Source organism: Rubinisphaera italica (assembly GCF_007859715.1).
GTDB lineage: Bacteria > Planctomycetota > Planctomycetia > Planctomycetales > Planctomycetaceae > Rubinisphaera > Rubinisphaera italica.
The window spans coordinates 3318489-3336727 of record NZ_SJPG01000001.1; the positions used below are offsets into that span (position 1 = coordinate 3318489).

Sequence of the window (18239 nt, forward strand, 5' to 3'; positions counted from 1 at the left end):
GATGGGCGTGGTAATTGTTGACTTGATCGACAAGGATTTTCCAGGATAACACATTGATGATAATTCGATAATCTGGACAAAATCCACCTCGAATCATGCTTGCCCTGCTGCGCGATGCAAGCATGGCACCCATTTTTGATTTCTCTGCGATGAAAGTAGAATTCAATATCCATTTCGTCAGGTAGTGCCTGACCTACGCCAACATTTACGGGGTCCATAGTTGCGACTTATTCGGAGCAGGATTCGAAGCCTGTTCACTCCGTCTGGCTTTGATTCTCAGGTAGGGGGCGATGAAATTTCCACGATGACGATAATCGCCCGGCTTTGCCTCGGTGTGAGCCCGTTTGGGTTCGCTGAAGGCTTCGATGACTAAGCCTGCTTCACACATACTGCCGAGAATTTCTTCATAGCGATGCAGATACTCGACCGCACCTGCTTCGCGGTAAGAGGTATCTTCAACTGCAGGCAGTGGTCCTTCGTGGTAATAATCGAGGCCGATCACGTATTCATTTTTGTTCGTGCGGTGAGAAATCTGCAGACTCACAGGGGATTTGTGTTGGCTGATATAATGTCCCGTCGGCTTAAGCACGCGTGCAACTTCCTGAAACACTGGCAATAGCTGAGGCACGTAGCAGGTGCTGACCGGTTGATGGACGATATCGAACTGACTGTCACCCAGCATGGGCAGATCGTCCATGGAGGCTTCGATCAATTTCAGAGAGAGCCCGCGACGCTTTGCTTCCCGTTGATCGAGTGCCAACATTTCCTGGCTGAGGTCGACGACAGTGACTTCTGCACCAGCAGTTGCATAGAGAATCGATTGCCATCCTCCTCCTGCGGCCAGACAGAGCACCTTTAAGCCAACAACAGATTTTGGTAACCAGCCACGCGAATCGAGTATCGCCAGTGGTCGCTGACATTCTTCATCGGTAGCGACTTTGGCAAAGACGGCACCCTCACGAACAAGTCGATCGTAAGCGGCACGATTTCGAGTTCGGTAGTCCATATTTGTGTGACTTGATACGCCTGTATGATGGTAAAAGTTGATTTCGTTTGTTTAACGCCGTAATGGGATAGCCCGGAAAGTGGAGCTATCTGGGACACCCTTTTATAAAACTATTTTGACTCCAGATCGGACAATAACTGCATTGTGGCAGTCATCTCTCGCGCAAGTCCTTCGCAGGGATCTGGCAGGTTTTCGCCGGGCATGACCGACCAGGTATAGGTTTCCACTTCGAGATGGGGTGCGTATTCCAGTTTCGCGATTTCTGCCAATGCCAGTTTCAAGTCGGGGCGAGTTGTGTTGAGAGGCCCCAGGTTTTCCGCATGAACGGGAACGTGAAAGTGAATCCGCCAGCAGGGAGCATCAAGCCAGTCTGCAGGTGGGCTATTGGCGAATTCAGCAGTCAGATCGATAATCGATTGACTCTTTCCAGACTGAGTTCGAAACGTCTGATGTAAATAACGGGGTTCGGCAAAGTCCGCTAAGAATTTTCGCCCCGCCTCATTGGTAGCCGGGTTCTGCAATTCGATGGCACAGGTGATGTGCACCTTATTAATGCGAATGTCATGCTCCTGCAATGTTCGGATCGAAGCGGCAACATCTTCAAATTCCACCGATTGATGGCAAACATCGTAACAGACTCCGAGGTGCCGTTCGACAATTTCGGCTAATTCGTTGGACTTCACCCGTTCGCGTAACAGAGCAAAAAAGTCAACAACTTCCGGTGTTGTTTCCAGCACGCAAAGTGGTTCGGGCTCGATCGCCAGGCGAATGATGCGGCCGGTATCGTCGTGAATTTCATCGAGCAATCGAGCGGTTTCGATCAATTGATCGCAGCACTCTTTCAGAAAACCTTCTCTGCCAGAAAGTTCCTTGAAGCCTAGCGGAACGGTCGAAATAGAACCCTCAACACCATCCGGTAATAATGCCGCCAGTATTCGGGCGCAGCGTATAGTATATTCTCGTCTGTTTTCCTGCGTCCAATCCGGCAGATAGACCTGTTCTTTGACTCGCTCGGAATGAAAATTCCCGAATGGAAATGCATTCAGCGTGTAGCAGATTAAATCGTGCTGCTGAAGTGTGATCTGAATATCATCGAGGAGTTGAGGCTTGGATTCGATTTCACGAGTAATCGCATCGGGCAACCACAAACCAGCGGCAATCCTGGAACCGGTTTTCTGCTGCACGAGAGCCGTTTTCTCCTGTAATATCTGAATGAATTCGGGAACGGTGTTGGCCGGATGAACATTACCGCAATAGCTGAGGGGAAGCGTGGAAATTGACATAACGATTTATTCGTAATTGAAAAGTTATCAGGATAATGACATGCTGAAAGTGATGATGGAGAGTTATTCTTAGTTAAACGCTGCTGAAACCACATATGAGTTGCGAAACCTCATCGTTTTTTGAGTGTTCAATCCATATTGAGTTTCGATTTTGCATTCTTGGTGATCTCAAAAACTGAGATCCCAGGGGATTTAGTAACTTTTTAGATAATAATCGATTAGAGATTGTTCTGCATTGTCATGGGACTGTTGCCTCTGGGGCGAACTTTGACGACAATAAGAGAGCGGCTGTCTCAAGACAATCAAATTCGAATATCTTTGACCGGATCGGCTTGGTTGCAAATGCGATCAACAAACAATCCGTTATTCATACTTGTGAGAAAAACCAGTAATTGTGAATGCGACCTCGCAAGCACCAAGTAATCCGTATCTGAGCGATCCCGACGTTCAGTTGATGCTCAGGGTGCGCGAAGATGATGAAGAAGCCTTTGCCGAGTTGGTAGAAAACTATCAGGATCGGGTGGTGGGTATTTTCAGCACGATACTTGGTTCCCAGGAAGCTGCAGAAGATCTTGCTCAGGAAACTTTTATGCGTGTCTACCGGGCACGTCGTGGATATGAACCTAAAGCGAAATTTTCCACCTGGTTATTTCGCATCGCCAATAATCTTGCCAGCAATGCCCGCCGATCCTCCAAACGACGTAAAGAAGTTCAATTCAGCAGTGGTGAATCGGGCCCTGTAAAAACAGGCCTGCCTGAAAAGAATCTGGCCGAGAAATCGGCATTAATGCCGGCTCGACAACTCGATAAAGCCGAACTGGTCACGATCATTCATCAGGCGATGGAAACCTTGAACGATCGCCAGCGGATGGCCCTGTTATTGAACAAATTTGAAGAAATGAGTTACTCCGATATTGGAGACACTCTGGAACTTTCCCCCTCCGCAGTGAAATCTTTGCTGTCCAGAGCACGGGAAAACTTACGGGACTTTCTGGAAAATTACGTGCAAATGTAACTCAGCAAGCAGGCACTTCAAATAGTACTGCGGAGTCCTATTTAATTTACTAAACAGGGCTCCTCATTAAGTTTTGAACCTCAGATCATTTTTAAAAAATACAAATTTGGGCTAAGAGGAAATGTTGAAAATCACATCTGTGTTTATCCGTGTCCATCCGCGGTTCCAAAATTTCAGATAACTGCAGGTCGGGCATTGCCTGACCAAATTGATTAAAAACGTGTTTGGCCATATCCAGTGATGTAATGTTGTTATTGTCAATTTTTGAGCAAGTCGCATGGTAGAAAAACTCGCCAGATTAACCGCCGATCAGCGATCCAATTTTGTCGCTTATCTTGATGGCGAATTGAGTGAGCAGGAAACGCAACAGATCGAGCGTTTGCTGTCACAGAATGAGGTTGCGCGTCACGATATGGAATCGCTGGCAACAGTCTGGGAGGTCCTCGACACCCTGCCCCGTACAAAAGCTCCCGAGGATTTTGCTCAAAAGACCATCGCCACATTGAAGATGGACGAACAGCAAACGCCACTTTCCGATCAGGCCTGGTTTCGAAAAGCCCAGGAAGTGGGGAGTCGGGTTCTCGGTTGGTGCCTGGTGATTGCCTGTGGATTTGTCGGGTTTGCACTCATGAGAAGTTTTCCACCTTCAACAACTGAAGCCCTGATTGAAAACTATCCTGTCCTTGAGCAATTTGACAGTTACCAGGAAATTGGCTCTGTGGAATTTCTCAAGAAATTGCAGAGTAGCCCGGAATGGCTTAAACATAATCAGGAGAATGGGGAGGCCATACGATGAAGCATCCGCATGAAAATCTCACTGAAATCGATGCAAAAAAAGCAATTTCTTCTCCAACGCATCGTTTCTCCAGATGGGCCTTTCCATTGCTCGGAAGTTGCTGTCTAGTCATTCTCTGTGGAGCGACATTCGGCCCGAAGTTGTCACTCAGAGAATCCCGGGACATCAAACAAAAAATTTCCAGCCTGCCTCAGGAGGATCGGGAGAGGCTCGATCGAAATCTGGAGACTTATCAATCACTCTCGAATGCAGAGAAAGCCCGATATTGGGAATTGCATAACTATATTGAGCAGAATGGACTCGAACCATTGATTGATCAATATACGAAATGGCTCGATACACTATCGCCATTTGAACGACAAAGTCTGCGAAACAGCCCGGAGCCAGCCGCTCAAATTGCGACCGTAGAATCGATTTTGAGAGAAAACCGAACGCAGGACAATCGACTGCTGCCGGAATTGATGGCTCGGATTATTTCCAAGGGAGATCGTCGCCTTTCTATCCTGATGTGGATGCTCGACCCCAATTGGAGTATCAACAATACGACCCCGTTTCTATTGCAGGATGAGCAACTCAATCAGGTGGTCAACGAAATTCTATTTTCGCAACTGGCTTCTGCACAGCGAGATCAAATTGAGCAACTAAAGTTGACCGGCATTGCTAGAATGTCTCGCATTCTCGGAGCTTCAATTGCCAATACCAACAATCCGAGAATGACCTGGCCCAATCAGCAGACACTCGAACTGGTCCGTAAAAATGGACTGAAGCTTGAAAAGCCGAGTGAAGAAGAAAGTAGTCGATTTACTCGCATTTTGCCTGCCGTTGCCTGGGAACGAATTGCATTTCGCAGTCTGCTGTTGAGAAGCTTAATGGTCTCCGAAATGCGAGGTTTTGAGCGAGTCGATCAAGTTTCCAATAATGAACTGCAATCATTTTTTGCACAACTCGAAACCAATCAGCAGGCGGCATTATTGAACAGCCCGGCTGATTATCAGGCCGAGGCACTCATGTGGCTGTATCTTTGGGATACTCATCGCAATGAGAGCATTTTCATGAATCATGATTTTCATGCCCAGGTGCTCAGTGAATTGCATCCCTTTGATCGCCGGAATAATGGGGGAGGCCCTCCCGGTGGACGGCGGCCTGAGGATGAACGTGGTCGTGACGATGATCGTTTCGGACCTCCCAAGGATGGAAGAGAGAGACGCCCCGATGGACCACCTCCGGGGCGTCCACCCGGTGCACCGCCACGACCGGTAGAGTCGTAATCACTGAATATAAACTAATCCAGTCAAAACGATCCGGGTGGCGGGGGCGCTCTCGAAGAGAAGCCCCCGAATCGTAGAACACCCGGGGGCTTCCGCTAAAGCGGAGCGCCCCCTCCACCCAGTGGATCCTATAATACTTTCTGCGAAATCAACGTTATATTACGCGATAATTTCGTGCACAACATTGCCATGCACGTCCGTCAGGCGGAACTGACGGCCCTGATATCGGTAGGTCAATCGTTCGTGATTAACTCCCAGCAAATGCAGGATGGTCGCGTTGAAATCGTGGACAGGAACCTCATTTTCGACGGGAGCGTAGCCGAGTTCGTCGGTTTGTCCATAAGAAAAACCACCCTTCACTCCGCCGCCAGCCATCCATAACGAAAAGCCTTCTTTATGATGATCGCGACCCGCTTTGGTCTCCTTCCCTGTCCCATTTTTCCCTTGAGCCATCGGCGTACGGCCGAATTCGGAAGACCAGACAACGAGCGTTTCATCGAGCAAGCCACGCTCTTTGAGATCTTGAATCAATGCAGCGATTGGCTGATCAACTTGTTTGCATTTTTTCGGCAAGTTATTGAATACAGAGCCGTGCATGTCCCAGCCTTCATCGAATAATTGCACAAAACGGACGCCGCGTTCGACGAGCCGTCGGGCCAGCAGACAGTTATTGGCAAAGCTGGTTTTGCCAGGTTCGGTTCCATACAGATCATGAGTCCGCTGAGATTCCGCTTTGATGTCCATCAACTCCGGCACACTGGTTTGCATCCGGTAGGCCATTTCATACTGACTAATGCGAGTTGCAATTTCGGGATCGGCTACATCAGCCACCTGCACCTGATTCAATCGGTTGACCGTATCAATAATTCCCCGCCTGCTCTCGGAAGTCACGCCTTGAGGATTTGATAAATAAAGTACAGGATCTCCCTGTGAGCGGAATTCGACTCCCTGGTAAACAGTGGGAACAAACCCACTCCCCCAGGCACTACTGCCAGCTCCGAGGATCTGCCCGGTAATCAAAACTACAAAGCCAGGTAGATTCTGATTTTCAGAGCCAAGTCCGTAAGTGACCCAGGAACCGATACTGGGTCTTCCGAAACGCTCGAAACCAGTCAGCATAAAAAGTTGAGCGGGGGCATGATTGAACTGCTGCGTCGTGACGGTTTTGAGAATCGATAATTCATCCGCCACACCCTGCAGATTCGGCATCAGATTCGAAATTTCCAGTCCTGACTGACCACATTTTTTGAATGCAAATTCAGACGATTTTGGTGTTCCCATCAAGACGGGTTGTTCACGAATGAAGGCCAGTTGCTTGCCCTCAAAGAACTCGTCCGGGCAAAGCTGACCATTACGTTCCTGCAGCTGGGGCTTATAGTCGAATAGATCCAAATGCGAAGGAGCCCCGACTAGATGAATATAGATGACATTCTTTGCCCGAGCCGGAAAATCGGGAGTTCGCATTTCCAGAGGTTTTTCGCGACGATCAGCAACTGCATCCTGATTCAACAACGATGCCAGCGCACAAGCCCCGAGTCCGTACCCCGACTTCTGCAACATATAACGACGCGTCAGTTCAGGATTGACGAATTGCAGAGGAGAATTTGTCATGGTTTATAACTCTTGGTTACTAATCAATTTGTGCCCGTGCTTACGCTTCAACGAGACATATTTTTATTGCCACAGAGAGCACAGAGGACTCTCTGTGGCTGATTATTCATTGAAACAATCACTGCGTAATCGTTTCATCCAGGTTTAGCAGAACATTGGCTACAGAAAACCAGACTGCTAATTCTTTGGATTCGACTTTAGCTTCTGGAAACTCTTTCAGTTTGAGTTTCATCCGTTGTTCGATCAGTTTGGGATTTGCGTCCAGTGTTGCTCGCTCGGATTCCAGCAACTCAGTCAGCAAATCGATTTCCACGGTTGTGGGTTGCCGGGCAATGGCGAGTTGAAAGCCGTAAATCATCCGTTCTCGATCGCTTGAATTGCTGGCATGCTTCAAAATTCGCGTCGCCAGCCCGAGTGCCATCTCCGAATAAGCCGGGTCATTGAGTAGTGTCAGAGCCTGTAACGGCGTATTGGTTCGAGGACGTTTCACCACGCAGGCGGTGCGGTCGGGAGCATCGAAACTCATCAGCGAAGTATATGGGGCATCGCGTTTCCAGATGATGTAGATCCCGCGGCGGAAGCGGTCTTCATCCTGCGCGGTAATCCACTTGGGTTGATTCCTTCCAATGGATCGCCAGATACCATCCGGCTGAAACGGCATGACCGGTTCTCCACCCATTTTTTCTGAAAGTAATCCGCTGATTGCGAGCGCGTTATCGCGGATCATCTCGGCTTGCATCCGGAAACGTGGTCCACGGGCGTAGAGTGCATTATCAGGATCAGCCTCGAGGAGTTCAGGAGTCAAATCAGCCGATTGCCGGAATGTCGAGGAGAGAACAATTTGCTTGAGAACATGCTTCATCGACCAGTTATGGGAACGAAGTTCGTCAGCCAGCCAGTCGAGTAATTCTGGATGCGTAGGCGGTTCTCCCTGGGTCCCGAAATCTTCTGGAGTCATCACGATGCCACGACCGAAAATCTGCGTCCACCAGCGGTTAACCGTCACCCGGGCGAGCAGCGGATTTTCATCAGAGACTAACCAACGGGCAAAACCGAGGCGATTTGTCTCGAATTTGTCATCGGGCACGGAAAATACTCCCGGCAACCCTGCGGTCACTTCTTGAGCCGGGTTCAAATAATCGCCCCGCGAAAGCACATGAGTTTTTCGAGGTTTGTCCATTTCCACCATCACTAATGTGGTGGGTGGCTCAATCTGCTTCAGTTTCTTGTTGACCGTTTCGATCTGCAATTCGAGCTTGGCCAGTTGAGGATTCTGAGCAGAATAAAAGTCTCGCAATTTCTTCTCATCTTTGGAATTGATTTTGTCGGTAGAGGCCAGCTTTCGGACTTCTTCAGGAATCGACAGCATTGTCGGATCGCCCCCAAAAGCGGAGACACGAACGCAACCAATGGTCCGACCACGGCCGTAGTTTTGATCGAGAACGATTTCAATCTGGTCTCCTGCATTCAGTTTTGCTGGTTCAATGAGTGTGAATTGCGACCAATGCGGCTTGCCGAATTCCTGACCGATCGCCCAGCCCGTTTTTCGATCTCCATCAATTGCCTGAGTGACATCCCAACGATCCTGTGAGTAATCGGCGATAGCATTGGCCAATTCGAGCCGTTCCGTTTTGTCTCCGCGAATCAGTTTGAACTCGATTTCACTGAGGATAAAATTCGTGCGGAGTTCATCGCCACGTCCCGGTCCCATGCCGGGAATTTCGGGATGCGTCAAGGCATCCACGCGAATAGCCGAGATTTCCGCCAATTCTGCTTGAGCCGTCAAAGTATAAATAGTTGTTCCCGGAATGCGACCGGTTACGAGTACTGATTGATCTTCCAGAATTGTGCTGGTTTCTCCGCCTGTCGATTCAAATTCGCTAATAGTGAGAACAGACCATTCGGGTATTGCCGAGGTGCTTTTCAGTTGAGTCAACCAGAGTTGATAATCTTCTTCGGAGGAATCGAGCGTTGCTTTCTGCCTGGCTTGCAAATCAGCCAGTTGTTTCTGCAACTCTTTTCGTTGTTTCTGTTCCTTCGTAGGAAGAGGCAGTTCCATGGAAGGGCCGTAGAAATCGTAAGTCACTCCAGCCGTCTGCTTCACTTCCAATGGAGTGTTATTGAAGTAAGCGAACAGTCGATAATAATCTTCCTGAGAAAAAGGATCGTATTTATGATCGTGACACTGGGCACATTCCATCGAAGTTCCCAGAAATACCGTGCCTGTCGTATTAACGCGATCGAACACCTGATTGACGCGATTTTGTTCGGGATGCACTCCCGCTTCGACATTGCAGGTCACAGTCCGATGGAAGCCGGTCGCAATTTTCTGACTGGGGGTCGCATCAGGCAGAAGATCGCCTGCGAGTTGTTCAACGACAAACTGATCAATTGGCATCCCCTGATTGAATGCGGAGATCACCCAGTCGCGGTAAGCCCAACTGTCGCGAAGTTGGTCTGCCTGAAAGCCATTCGAATCGGCATAGCGAGCCAGATCGAGCCAGGCGACCGCCCACTTTTCGCCAAAGCGAGGAGAGGCGAGCAGGTCCTCAACGGCACGTTCATAAGCCTCTGGAGATTGATTGGCTTCAAACTTTTCGATCTGTTCGGGAGTCGGAGGCAAGCCGATGAGAGCGAGAGAAACTCGTCGCAACCAGCGGGCGCGATCGAGTTCAGGAGCAGGTTCGTAGCCGGACTCCTGAATCTGTTTTAAGACGAAAGCATCGACGGGAGTTTTTACCCAGGCTTGATTTTCGACCTCTGGGATTTCAGGCCTGACAATCGGTTCGTAGGCCCAATGTGTTGCGACCGCTGCCGAGTCGGGCCAATTCGCTCCCTGATTGATCCACTTTTTTAAGATCCGAATATCTTTATCCGCCAGCGGCTCACCATCAAGCGGCATCAAATCACCCGCATCGGCATCTTCCACACGAGTAATCAGTAAACTTGCTGCCGCATTGCCGGGAATGATGAGAGCTTCTTCAGAATCTCCGGTGCCGAATGCGGCTGCCTTGCGGGAAAGTCGGAAACCGCCCTTCTCGTGAGATTCTCCGTGACAGCGGAAACAATGCTGTCGCAAAATCGGCTGGACATGCTTTTCGAAATCAATCTCCGATTTTGGATCAGCTGCCTGAATCTGAGTCTGCAAACCGTATAGGATAATGAAAGCACTCAGCAAGCAGAGGCATTTCTTAGACTTAGTGGTACTCATCAGCAATCTTCCCGAAGTCGCTTCGAAGTATTAAAAAAAGCATCGAATACCCTTTATACGTGAAAGAGAATGCACTCGACAAGGTTGAAGATTCAAACTTGACAACTTTCTGAATAACAGAATCCTGTTGGTGAAGATGCGAATCTTTGAGGGGATCAACTTGCAACCCCGTATGCTGGCAGGCTAAACTAATTGATGAACACTCCGAGACGACACTTATCAAATAGGACGCTCAATATGTTTTCGCAGGAAATGCTGATCTTCGCGGCTATTGTTTTCGCGGTCATCTTAGGCATTGTGGTCTTTGTGCTCTTCACAAAGTATTTTCACCTGTGGTTACGTGGCTTTGTTACTGGAGCACACGTCGGCCCGATTCAACTCGTGTTGATGTCTCTGCGAAAGGTCAACCCCACCGCCATTATCGATGCTCGTGTTATGGCTGTGCAGGCTGGTTTACCAAAAATTCCGACGGCTGCTTTTGAGGCCCATTATCTGGCAGGTGGTAATATCCGCCGCATTGTGCAGGCTCTGATTGCTGCTCAACGAGCCAAGATTGATCTGGACTGGGACACAGCTGCTGCGATCGATCTGGCAGGTCGCGATGTCGTCGATGCCGTGCGAACCAGTGTTGACCCCAAAGTCATCGACTGTCCAGATCCTAAACGCCATTCCCGTAATACGCTCGACGGTGTCGCCCGTGATGGCATTCAATTGAAAGCTCGTGCCCGAGTGACGGTTCGAACGAATCTGGCTCAATTGATCGGCGGAGCCACCGAAGACACGGTGATTGCCCGCGTCGGCGAGGGAATTGTTTCGGCAATTGGATCGAGTGAAAGCCACAAGCATGTGCTGGCCAATCCGATGATGATCGCCAAAGCTGTGCTGGCAAAAAGTCTCGACTCACAGACGGCCTATGAAATCGTTTCGATTGACATTGCCGATATCGATGTCGGCGACAATATCGGTGCTCGGTTACAGGGAGATCAAGCCGAGGCTGACATGCGTGTTGCCCGAGCCCGTGCCGAAGAAAAACGTGCCAAGGCTGTGGCAACCGAAGCCGAGATGATGGCGTTGACTCAGGAAAACCGTGCCCAAGTGATTTTGGCGGAAGCAGAAATTCCGAAGGCGATGTCGGATGCATTCCGTCAGGATGGCTTAAGATTGAATGGCAAATCGCAGAACTCCTAACAATACTTGAAATTGAATTCGTTTCAGTCTTTATTAAAACCCAGGTGGCTGGGGACGAACGAAGTGATGCAGCAAGATGGTGTGATGAACTGCGGGCTTGGCTTTGATACGCCCCCAGCCCCGTCCGAGACATGACTAACCCGGCTCGCCCAATCTGCTTAATGATTCCCCTGTCCTTCGGCGTTTTCGTAACGATTACACGGATAATTGCATTATTTTTCAAAAGTCGGTCTGTAGTTGTCGTAACTACACAGAGAATAGTTTCGAAGTCTGAATGATGAGAGTTCGATAGATAAGGATAACCGACATTGTTTGGTGTCGGTTGATCGAAAACGCGCTTCATTCGTCAACTTATGCAATTATCCAAACAGCATTCGTCTGACATTTCCGCGGATTAGTCAGCTTTCGATTGAGTTTGGCCTGACAATTGCTAACATTGTTCTTAGAGAATGGTTTAATCCGCTAGCTACTCTCCAAGTCAAGAAGACATACAGAACAAATCAGGTCGGTTACTGAATCAGGAAGGTCGGCAGCCGCGTTGTTTATAAGGATACTCTCATGTCCACAACCGATCGACTCCACGTGGAATTGAACACTCGTCAGCAGGATCTGCTGCTCGAAGGGTTGCGATATATCACAAGTTCCGTGCGTTTACGTCGCGAAGACCCAACCGAAGAAACGGTGGCTTTGCGTCGCGAACAACTGACTGAACTTCGTGAACTGGCCGCCTTGATCGAGGGAAACGCCACCGCTGAGATGGCTGTCAATTCCTGAAGTCCTGTTTAACCAACCAATTAGACGCCGCATTTGCTTTTAGCATCTGCGGTGTTTTTTTATGCACAGCGAGAACTTTTTGAAGCCTGTCCTGCAATAGCGTAAATTTAAAGTATTTTTATGCAATAAATTTCAAATCGATTCTACCTGTCTCTTGCAACGGAATAAAACTTCTGGCCAGAATGTGAACAGGAGACCATTTGGTAACAAGTGTTTCCGAACTTGATCGTCTCCATGATTAAATTCTTCATACATGACGGAAGAAAGCCCTATGAAAACGACTGGTCTAATCACGCTTTGCCTCTGCCTGTGCTTTGTCATCAGTTCAGCTCCTGCTCAGAAGATGAAATCTGTTGAAGCGCCGGCGACTGCTCGCTCGAAGAATCGATTACCCAATTACTATGGACAAATTGGATTGAGCGATGAACAACGCACTAAAATTTATGGAATTCAGGCGGAGTTCCGCACGAAAACAGAAGAACTCATCCGACAACTCGAAGACATGCGAACTGAGGAAACGCTGGAAATTCAGTCTGTATTAACTCCCGAACAACGGACTGAGTTGAATGACCTGGTCACTGCGGCTCGGAAGAAACGGCAGTCCTCCTGAGATTCTGCAATAGGGTTTTCAAGCTAATCCACAATCGATAAAGTGGTTCATATGGTGTTCATCCGCAGTAGAAACTTTTGCTGCGGATATTTTTAATTTCCCTGCCAGATTTGGTCCACAACGGTTATTTCATGAGTGATTCTCTCCAACAGCGTCTCTTTCAGGAACTCGAAGCCCTTCCGCTGATCGATCCTCACACGCACATCAACCCCCATGCGGCTGCTTCAAAGTCGCTAGGGGACATCATGGGATATCACTATTATACTGAACTGGCGCACTCGGCTGGGCTGGCAAAGAACAAGATTGAAGAACCGGGAATCTCCCCCAAAGAGAAAGTCGGTCGGCTCGTTCCAAAACTGAGTGCACTGGAAAATACAGCTCAATATGCCTGGTTGATCGAGATCTGCCGGGAATTCTTCAATTTCGAAGATGATCGAATCACAACAGAAAACTGGGAGAACCTGTACGATCAAGCCGACAAAGTGCTCGGCCAGTCCGACTGGGAGCAGCAGGTTCTGAAAAAATCAGGGCTCGAGCAGGTCTATCTCACCAACGATTTCGATGATCCCCTCGAAGGCTTCGATACTTCACTGTATGTTCCCTGTCTGCGTACTGACGATCTCGTTTTTCATCTGACAAAATCAGACGTCCGCGAACGGCTCTCTAAAGCAACCAACCGCGATCTCGGTTCTATCGAAGATTTACAGGCTGCGATTCGCGATCTGTTTACGCATTTCACGAAAAATGGAGCCCGAGCCTGTGCGATTTCACTGCCTCCTGACTTTTCACCGACGCTAGTCCCGAGTGGCACAGTTGCGCCTTATTGGTCTCAATTGGGGCGGGGAGAAAAACTGAATGAAGCCGAGGCTGCTCAGTTGAGTCAGTTTGTCTTCTGGCAGCTGGCTGAGAATTGTGTCGTCTTTGAACTTCCATTCGATCTGATGATTGGCGTGAATCGACGTGTTTACGAAAACGGCGTGTTTCAAGGCCAGGATTTGTACGACAAACGAACTTCCCTAATTCAATATCGCGACCTGTTTAATAGTTTCCCTCAGGTTACGTTCCCGATTTCTGTGTTAACCAGCACAAGCAATCAGGAATTGGTCAGTTATTCATGGATTTTCCCGAATGTCATCGCCAATGGGCATTGGTGGTACTCGAACACGCCGCCGTACATTGAACAGGATTGTCGGACACGATTGACTGCGATCCCACAGACTAAATACGTCGGCTATTACAGCGATATGTACAAGCTGGAATTTGCACTGCCCAAATTCCGCATGTATCGACGAATTCTGGCCAAAGTCCTTGCTCAGGAGTTTGTTGTGGATCGAGGCTGGTCCGAAAAACGAGCTGTCGAACTGGGGCATTTGATCCTGCGAGGAAATGTCGAAACGATCTTCGGTCGATAATTTCCGCAATGCAAACAGGCAAATTTCCGAAGATTCCCGCGAATTGGAGCGAAATCTGCCCAATTAGCGGGGCGTTTCCTCTTTTCAGACTGCTATGACGTCGCTAATATTCTTACTAGACCATTTTCAAATGGTTTCTGCAGTCGCATGAGCATCAAATGATCATAGAACGAAGTGTTTGCTCCTGCCGTACGCTGCAGATAATTTTTTGAAAATGCTCTAGAACCCTCAGGACATGGGGAGCTTACGCTCTGAATGCCGGCTTGGCAGGGTTCAACTGCCTCAGATCTGCTTGCTTTGTAACCACACTCGAAGTCTCTTCATTATGAATGATGGATGAGAATTCTCTTCAGTGTTGGAATCAGAATTTTTATTCCACGAAGAGATTACAGGAAAGCTAAGCAGATTTCAGAGCAGAGATGCGAACGTATGAGGAAGTGTCTCTGTCAATTTTTCATCAGGTTGATTGGCAACCTGACTGTATTTAACTCTCACTGAATTTATGCACACCGAACCATGAAAAACCTCGACCAAGTACGGAACATTGGGATCTCCGCTCACATCGACTCTGGCAAAACCACGTTAACAGAACGAATTCTGTTTTACGCTGGAAAGACCTACAAAATTGGCGATGTGAAAGACGGTGGCGAAGGTGCCGTCATGGATCATATGGATCTCGAGCGCGAGCGTGGTATCACGATTACCTCAGCTGCAACACAGGTCCGCTGGCAGGATCACGTGGTTAACGTGATCGATACGCCGGGTCACGTCGATTTTACAGTCGAAGTGGAACGCTCACTCCGCGTTCTCGATGGTGCGATTCTGGTCCTCTGCTCAGTCGGTGGTGTGCAAAGTCAGTCATTGACGGTCGACCGTCAGATGAAACGCTACGGAATTCCTCGAATCGCGTTCATCAATAAACTCGACCGCACGGGAGCGGATCCGGATTCAGTCTGTCAACAGATTGAAGAAAAGCTCGGCGTAATTCCCGTGCCATTACAAATTCCAATTGGTGTCGAAACAAACCACAAGGGGGTTGTCGACCTGCTCAACATGCGGGCGATTTACTTCTTTGGTGATAACGGCGAAGAGATCAAGTACGAAGAAATTCCTGCGGAGTTGAAAGACAAAGCCGATGCCGCTCGTGCCCACATGCTCGAGCAGCTCTCTCTGTTTGACGATGAGTTGATGGAAATGCTGCTGGAAGAATCCGAAATTCCTGTCAGTAAAATTGAAGATGTCATCCGTGAAGCAACGCTTTCACAAAGCATCACTCCCGTGATGATGGGAAGTGCGTTCAAAAACAAAGGTGTTCAGGTTCTCCTGGATGGCGTGATTCGCTATCTTCCTTCGCCGCTCGACCGTCAAGTGAAAGCAATCGATGTCACGGCTGTCGAAAAAGCAGAAAAAGAAGAACGGGATAATGGAACGAATGAAAAAGTCGATCCTGAAAAATTCAAAGTTCCCCTCTCAACAAGTGATGACGATCCGCTCGTCTGCATGGCGTTTAAAACCGTTATGGAGCAGTTCGGTCAGTTGACTTATACCCGAATTTATCAGGGACAAATCAAAAAGGGCGAAAGCTACATCAATATTCGAACGGGTCAGAAAACCCGTTTCGGACGTATTGTCCGTATGCACTCAAACGACCGTGAAGATGTCGACGTTGCTGGAGCCGGCGACATTGTCGCTATCGTCGGTGTCGATTGTGCTTCCGGGGATACGTTCTGTGGAGATGGAGCGAACTACTCTCTGGAAAATATCTACGTTCCAGAAGCGGTGATTCGTCTGTCGATTGAACCGAAAAGCCGGGACAGTGCCGACAAACTCGGCAAAGCTCTCGAGCGTTTCCGCCGTGAAGATCCGACATTCCATGTGATGACCGATGAAGAAACCGGACAAACCATTATTGCCGGAATGGGTCAGTTGCACCTGGATGTTTATATCGAACGTATCAAACGCGAGTACAAATGCGAGTGTATCATTGGTGAACCTCGGGTGGCTTATAAAGAAACTCCGAGTAAAGCCGTCGAGTTCAATTACAAACATAAGAAGCAGACCGGTGGTTCCGGACAATACGCTCACATCGTGGGCAAGATTGTGCCGATGGCCGAAGGTTTTGAAGCTCCTTATGAATTCCATAACGAAGTGACCGGGGGACGTATTCCTAAAGAATACATTCCATCCGTCGACGCTGGTTTTCAGCGGGCTCTCGAAAAAGGTCCGTTGTGCGAATGTGAAGTTGTTGGAGTAGATGCTTATCTCTCTGATGGTTCTTATCACGATGTCGACTCGTCGGAAATGGCATTCAAAATTGCTGGCTTCGACTGCATGCGAACTAATCTGCGTGAGAAGTGCGATATGGCATTGCTCGAACCGATCATGACTCTGGATATCGAAGCTCCAGATGAATATCAGGGATCGATTACAGGTCATATTTCGAGTAAGCGTGGAATCGTGACATCATCTTCGACCAAGAGTATGTCCTGCTACATTCTGGCAGAAGTGCCTTTGGCAGCCATGTTCGACTACGCCAACGAACTCCGTTCGATGACACAGGGTAAAGGGGGCTTCAGCATGGAGTTCGCCCGATACGCCCGCTGTCCTCGCAATGTCCAGGAAGAAGTCGTCGAACGCCGCCGCAAAGAACTGGAAGAACGTCGGAATAACAAGTAATTGATTAAGACCATTTTCAAATGGTTTCTGCAGTCGCATGATCATCAAATGACCATAAAACGCAGGGTTTGCTCCTGCCGTACGCTGCAGTGAATTATTGAAATTGCTCTAAACGAGAACAACAGCCGTGCACGAAAATGCACGGCTGTTCTCGTTTAATGTTCCCACTTTTCTTAACCCGAAGCGTAAGCGAGGGGACGGCGTTCAATTCATTATCCGGTTAAACATAAACAATACCGGGGTGGCGGGGCGCTCTCGAAGAGAAGCCCCCGAATCGTTGAACTTTCACTACTCAACTGATAATTAAGAGTCATGTCCGTTGTATTGAACCCTGCTGTTGATCTGTGCGAATTAATAAGCAACACTTTCCCCTCGCTGACGCTTCGGGTTATGATAAATTTAATACACAACTCATCTTACAGACCACAATGATCGTGAGAAAATCCGAGTCATAACTGACTCGGCTCGCCTGATTCCTGGATTTGATTTTGACTAACGACCGCACCACTCAATTAATAAAATGGATTGAAACCGCTTGCCTCTGGGAAGCAGAAGCTCCTAAAGCGGGCAATGTTCATCCCCAGGCTTCTTTTGTCGATCTCACGTACAATGACTTCGTCCGCTCTGCTCGTGTGACTGCGTTTATGCTTTCACGAATCGATCAACGCGGGATTTCTAAATCGATTCTTGACGCGGTGAAAACTGTCAAACTGCAGATCGGCAAAAATACGAATCTCGGCATCGTGCTATTAATCGCTCCCCTCGCGGCAGCATCCCAAGTAGGGGAAATTGAACACCATATTACACAATTTATCGATGGGCTCGATGTCGCCGACAGTCGTTTGATTTTCGAAGCAATCCGCACCGCTCAACCGGGTGGAATGGGCACAACGTCTGAGCAGGATCTCTCGACGGAACCGACGGAATCCGTTCGGCAAATCATGTCGCTGGCTGCCGATCGTGATCTGATCGCTCGGCAATACTCTAATAATTTCGCCGATGTCCTCGGCTTTGGTCGTGACCGACTCAAGGCTTGGTGGGAGCGTTTTCCGCAGGATCGCAATCAGGCAATTGTCGGTTTGCATCTGGATTGGATGGCGACTTATCCCGACAGTCTAATCGCCCGCAAGTGTGGTTATGAAGTTGCTAAGGAATCGAGCATCCGAGCCAAACAGGTTCTTGAGTTGAACTGGCCGGAAACAGCTGAAAGTTGTGAGGAATTTGCGAAACTCGATGACTGGCTTCGTGATGATGGCCATCAAAAGAACCCCGGCACTTCTGCTGATCTCGTAGCGGCTACATTATTTGCCGGCTTGCGCGAAGGTATGATTTCCAACTGACGAAACTCCTATTAAATTAAATCTACAAGCACGAAGCGCAAGCGAGTGT

At 48.7% G+C, this 18239-nt stretch carries 13 protein-coding genes; 9 read left to right on the forward strand and 4 right to left on the reverse strand.

Features of this window, described 5'->3' with window-relative positions; translation table 11 throughout:
- Nucleotides 1-205 precede the first annotated feature (205 nt).
- Together Pan54_RS12320 and eboE are read right to left on the reverse strand one after the other, a co-directional pair.
- Nucleotides 206-1006, reverse strand: a complete 801-nt coding sequence (locus Pan54_RS12320; protein ID WP_146503770.1) for a methyltransferase domain-containing protein — start codon at nucleotides 1004-1006, stop codon at nucleotides 206-208.
- 110 nt (nucleotides 1007-1116) lie between these two features.
- Nucleotides 1117-2289, reverse strand: coding sequence for a metabolite traffic protein EboE (gene eboE, locus Pan54_RS12325; RefSeq protein WP_146503771.1), 1173 nt, complete (start codon nucleotides 2287-2289; stop codon nucleotides 1117-1119).
- A 394-nt stretch (nucleotides 2290-2683) separates the two neighbouring features.
- Between eboE and Pan54_RS12330 the strand changes: the two genes are divergently transcribed.
- The 3 genes from Pan54_RS12330 (at nucleotide 2684) to Pan54_RS12340 (ending at nucleotide 5368) form a co-directional block, all read left to right on the forward strand.
- Nucleotides 2684-3304: an RNA polymerase sigma factor gene (locus tag Pan54_RS12330; RefSeq protein ID WP_146503772.1), complete on the forward strand. Its 621-nt coding sequence runs from the start codon at nucleotides 2684-2686 to the stop codon at nucleotides 3302-3304.
- A gap of 277 nt (nucleotides 3305-3581) precedes the next feature.
- Entirely contained in the window at nucleotides 3582-4100 is a 519-nt protein-coding gene (locus tag Pan54_RS12335) for an anti-sigma factor family protein (protein WP_146503773.1), read from the forward strand.
- Entirely contained in the window at nucleotides 4097-5368 is a 1272-nt protein-coding gene (locus Pan54_RS12340) for a hypothetical protein (protein WP_146503774.1), read from the forward strand. The genes Pan54_RS12335 and Pan54_RS12340 overlap by 4 nt, the downstream gene beginning before the upstream one ends.
- Nucleotides 5369-5527: 159 nt before the next feature.
- On the opposite strand, the gene Pan54_RS12345 is transcribed toward Pan54_RS12340, so the two are convergent.
- Together Pan54_RS12345 and Pan54_RS12350 are read right to left on the reverse strand one after the other, a co-directional pair.
- Nucleotides 5528-6979: a DUF1501 domain-containing protein gene (locus Pan54_RS12345; protein ID WP_146503775.1), complete on the reverse strand. Its 1452-nt coding sequence runs from the start codon at nucleotides 6977-6979 to the stop codon at nucleotides 5528-5530.
- Nucleotides 6980-7097: 118 nt separating this feature from the next.
- On the reverse strand, nucleotides 7098-10190 hold the full coding sequence (locus Pan54_RS12350; protein WP_146503776.1) for a PSD1 and planctomycete cytochrome C domain-containing protein: 3093 nt from the start codon (nucleotides 10188-10190) through the stop codon (nucleotides 7098-7100).
- A 237-nt stretch (nucleotides 10191-10427) separates the two neighbouring features.
- Here Pan54_RS12350 and floA point away from each other — a divergent pair, with 237 nt between their 5' ends.
- The 6 genes from floA (at nucleotide 10428) to Pan54_RS12380 (ending at nucleotide 18190) form a co-directional block, all read left to right on the forward strand.
- The gene (gene floA, locus Pan54_RS12355; RefSeq protein WP_146503777.1) at nucleotides 10428-11378 is read left to right on the forward strand and encodes a flotillin-like protein FloA; all 951 of its coding nucleotides are present in this window, start codon (nucleotides 10428-10430) and stop codon (nucleotides 11376-11378) included.
- Nucleotides 11379-11936: 558 nt separating this feature from the next.
- Nucleotides 11937-12152, forward strand: a complete 216-nt coding sequence (locus tag Pan54_RS12360) for a hypothetical protein (protein WP_146503778.1) — start codon at nucleotides 11937-11939, stop codon at nucleotides 12150-12152.
- A 271-nt stretch (nucleotides 12153-12423) separates the two neighbouring features.
- Nucleotides 12424-12762 carry a Spy/CpxP family protein refolding chaperone gene (locus tag Pan54_RS12365; protein ID WP_146503779.1) on the forward strand — a complete coding sequence of 113 codons (339 nt, stop codon included), beginning with the start codon at nucleotides 12424-12426 and terminating at the stop codon, nucleotides 12760-12762.
- Between the two features lie 131 nt (nucleotides 12763-12893).
- Nucleotides 12894-14174, forward strand: coding sequence for a glucuronate isomerase (locus Pan54_RS12370; RefSeq protein ID WP_146503780.1), 1281 nt, complete (start codon nucleotides 12894-12896; stop codon nucleotides 14172-14174).
- Between the two features lie 516 nt (nucleotides 14175-14690).
- Nucleotides 14691-16850, forward strand: a complete 2160-nt coding sequence (gene fusA, locus Pan54_RS12375; RefSeq protein ID WP_146503781.1) for an elongation factor G — start codon at nucleotides 14691-14693, stop codon at nucleotides 16848-16850.
- A 488-nt stretch (nucleotides 16851-17338) separates the two neighbouring features.
- On the forward strand, nucleotides 17339-18190 hold the full coding sequence (locus Pan54_RS12380; RefSeq protein WP_165441753.1) for a triphosphoribosyl-dephospho-CoA synthase: 852 nt from the start codon (nucleotides 17339-17341) through the stop codon (nucleotides 18188-18190).
- Nucleotides 18191-18239 lie beyond the last annotated feature (49 nt).